This is a genomic window from Thiohalocapsa sp., assembly GCF_019695415.1.
In the GTDB taxonomy this organism is placed as follows: Bacteria; Pseudomonadota; Gammaproteobacteria; order Chromatiales; family Chromatiaceae; genus Thiohalocapsa.
Map to the genome: position 1 here is coordinate 1 of NZ_JAIFKJ010000576.1, position 3,369 is coordinate 3,369.

3 protein-coding genes and 1 tRNA gene are annotated in these 3,369 nt (G+C 66.2%); all 4 read right to left on the reverse strand.

Annotated features, from left to right (window positions below; genetic code table 11):
- Positions 1-91, reverse strand: a tRNA-Ser gene (locus tag I6U14_RS15895).
- A 324-nt stretch (positions 92-415) separates the two neighbouring features.
- The gene (gene csrA / locus I6U14_RS15900; RefSeq protein ID WP_296900499.1) at positions 416-649 is read right to left on the reverse strand and encodes a carbon storage regulator CsrA; all 234 of its coding nucleotides are present in this window, start codon (positions 647-649) and stop codon (positions 416-418) included.
- A 285-nt stretch (positions 650-934) separates the two neighbouring features.
- A complete protein-coding gene (locus I6U14_RS15905; protein WP_296900500.1) occupies positions 935-2,158 on the reverse strand; it encodes an aspartate kinase in 1,224 nt (407 codons plus the stop codon).
- 84 nt (positions 2,159-2,242) lie between these two features.
- Entirely contained in the window at positions 2,243-3,334 is a 1,092-nt protein-coding gene (gene ychF / locus I6U14_RS15910) for a redox-regulated ATPase YchF (RefSeq protein ID WP_296900501.1), read from the reverse strand.
- Positions 3,335-3,369: the final 35 nt, after the last annotated feature.

Consider the following 3,369-nt stretch of genomic DNA (forward strand, 5'->3'; position numbering starts at 1 on the left):
TGGCGGAGAGAGAGGGATTCGAACCCTCGATGGGCTATTAACCCATACTCCCTTAGCAGGGGAGCGCCTTCAGCCACTCGGCCATCTCTCCTTTTCGGCCCAGCATTGTAGCAGCATGAGTAGGGACCCGGTCCAGCCCCGTTTCGGCGGCTGCGGCAGCCGTCTGCGACTTGGGCTGATGTTGCGGGGGCGGGTGGTGAGCAGTCGAGACCGTCCCCTCAGGGTTTCGCGCGATGTTTGGAGGCCGCTGCGATGTGCGAGACCGGTCTGCGGGTGAATCAGTCAGCCTTTCGGTGGGACGGGCGGCCAAGTGCCATGCATGAGGGTGAGCCGGACTGCCGGCGCGTCTCTTCTTTGCCTCAGGCCCGGCCGGCCGGTGTGCTCCGGCCGGGTTGGAGGTAGCCGCCGCTGTTGGTCAGCTGCTATGGCCCGGGGGAACGCTGGTGGGCGCGCCTCCGCCGTCCCCCTGGGCTGCGGCCTGTTCTTGCTCGCGCTTGATGCGCTCGTAGATCTCTTCCCGATGAACGGCGACGTCGCGGGGCGCATTGACGCCAATGCGAACCTGGTTACCCTTGACACCCAGGACGGTGACGGTGACGTCGTCGCCGATCATCAGGGTTTCCCCGACACGACGGGTCAGAATCAGCATAGTTGTCTCCCTTTCATTCCTTGCGTTTCAGTCCTTCGACGTCCGACCCGCCGCCGTGGTTCCCGCACCGGCCAGCCGCCATCGAGGGACCGCACTCAACCAATGTACGGGTGGCGGAATGCCGACCCGACGCTGAATTGTAACAGTTGAGAATTTTCCTTTGCATCAGCCTCTTCGCCAAGACAAGTCGTGTTTTGCGTACATTTGCGGCTTTTCTTGGGACTATCGCCGGAGGCATGAGCACACGAGCCGACGAAAGGTATTTCCGTGGACGCAGCGGCTGGCTCAAGCCTCCTTCGCGAGGTCGAAGGCGTCGTGCAGCGCCCGCACGCCGAGCTCGAGGTATTTCTCGTCGATGACGACGCTGATTTTGATCTCTGAGGTGCTGATCATGCGGATGTTGATGCCCTCACGCGCCAGGGCCTCGAACATGCGGCTCGCGATGCCGGCATGGGAGCGCATGCCGACGCCCACCAGGCTCACCTTAACGATGCGCTCATCGCCGTGGACCTCGCGCGCCGACAGCGCGCGGGCGGTGTCCTGCAGAATGCCGAGCGCCTTGGCGTAGTCGTTGCGGTGCACCGTGAAGGTGAAATCGGTGGTTTGGGCGTCGGCAGCGATGTTCTGGATGATCATGTCCACCTCGATGTTGGCATCGGAGATGGGCCCTAGGATCTTGTGCGCGACGCCCGGCTGGTCCGGCACGCCGAGGATGGTGAGCTTGGCCTCGTCCTTGGCGAAGGCGATACCGGCGATCTTGGCCTCTTCCACGTGGTCCTCCTCGAAGGTGATGAGCGTGCCCTCGCCTGCCTGAAAGCTGGAGAGCACCCGCAGTGGCACTCGGTATTTGCCGGCGAATTCCACAGCGCGAATCTGCAGCACCTTGGAGCCGAGGCTGGCCATTTCCAGCATCTCCTCGAAGGTGATGCGCGGCAGCCGGCGTGCCTTGGGCTCGATGCGCGGGTCTGTGGTGTAGACGCCGTCCACGTCGGTGTAGATCTGGCACTCGTCGGCCTTGAGCGCGGCGGCCATGGCGACGGCGGAGGTGTCGGAGCCGCCGCGCCCCAGGGTGGTGATGTTGCCGTGCTCGTCGATGCCCTGGAAGCCGGCGACGATGACGACACGGCCGGCGTCGAGATCCGACTGCACGCGGGCGCCGTCGATGTTGGTGATGCGCGCCTTGTTGTGCGCGCTGTCGGTGCGGACCTGCACCTGGGCGCCGGTGTAGGAGCGCGCCGGGCAGCCGAGCGCCTCGAGCGCCATGGCCAGCAACGCGATGGTGACCTGCTCGCCGGTGGAAAGGAGGACGTCCAGCTCGCGCGGGGACGGCTGGGCCTGGAGGGCATGGGCAAGCCCGAGCAGGCGGTCGGTCTCGCCGGACATGGCGGAGACCACCACGACGACCTTGTGGCCGGCATCGCGGCTCTGCTTGACTTTGGCGGCGACGGCTTGGATGCGCTCGGTGCTGCCCACCGAGGTGCCGCCGTATTTTTGGACGATCAGAGACATCGGCGTTTTGAGTGATGAGAGGCCAGTTGCGACGGCGCGCGTATCGGGTCCGGACCCTTCCACCGTAATTCGGCACGCACCCCTTTATACATTGAACCGGAAGTGGATCACGTCGCCGTCGCGGACGATGTAGTCCTTGCCTTCGCTCCTGAGCTTGCCGGCCTCCTTGGCGCCCTGCTCGCCATTGCAGGCAATGAAGTCCTCAAAGGCGATCACCTCGGCGCGGATGAAGCCGCGCTCGAAGTCGGTGTGGATCACGCCGGCGGCCTGCGGCGCGGTCGCGCCCGCCGGGATGGTCCAGGCGCGGCATTCCTTGGGGCCGGCGGTGAAGTAGGTCTCGAGCCCCAGCAGCCGGTAGCCCGCGCGCACAACCCGGTTCAGGCCAGGCTCCTCGAGGCCGAGGTCCGCCAGGAACTCCGCCCGCTCGTCCTCGTCGAGCTCGACGATCTCGGCCTCGATGGCGGCGCAGACGGGGACGACCTCGGCGGCCTCTTTGGCCGCGTGCTCGCGGACCTGGTCCAGCAGCGGGTTGTCCTCGAAGCCGTCGTCGGCGACGTTGGCAACGTACATGGTCGGCTTGGCGGTGAGCAGGAAGAGCTCGCGCAGGTCCGCGCGCTCGTCGTCGCTGAGGTCCATGGCGCGCACCGGGCGGCCCTCGTCCAGATGCGCGGCGACGCGCTCCAGCAGGGCCTTGCGGGCGAGCTGGGTCTTGTCGCCGGTCTTGGACGCCTTGGTGACGCGGTCCAGGGCCTTGCCGACGGTCTCCAGATCCGCCAGCGCCAGCTCGGTGTCGATGACCTCGATGTCGCGCACCGGGTCGACGGTGCCCGAGACGTGGGCCACGTCGTCGTCCTCGAAGCAGCGCACCACATGTGCCACGGCGTCGGTCTCGCGAATGTTGGCGAGGAACTTGTTGCCGAGCCCCTCACCGCGGGAGGCGCCCGCCACCAGCCCGGCGATATCGACGAACTGCATGGTGGTGGGAATCACCTGGGCCGGCTTGACGATGGCGGCGATGGCATCGAGCCGCGCATCGGGCAGCGGCACGACGCCGACGTTGGGGTCGATGGTGCAGAAGGGGTAGTTCTCCGCGGCAATCCCCGAGCGGGTCAGCGCGTTGAAGAGGGTGGACTTGCCGACGTTGGGCAGGCCCACGATGCCGCATTTGAAGCCCATGACGAGAGACCGATGGCGTCGCGCGAAAGAAAGCC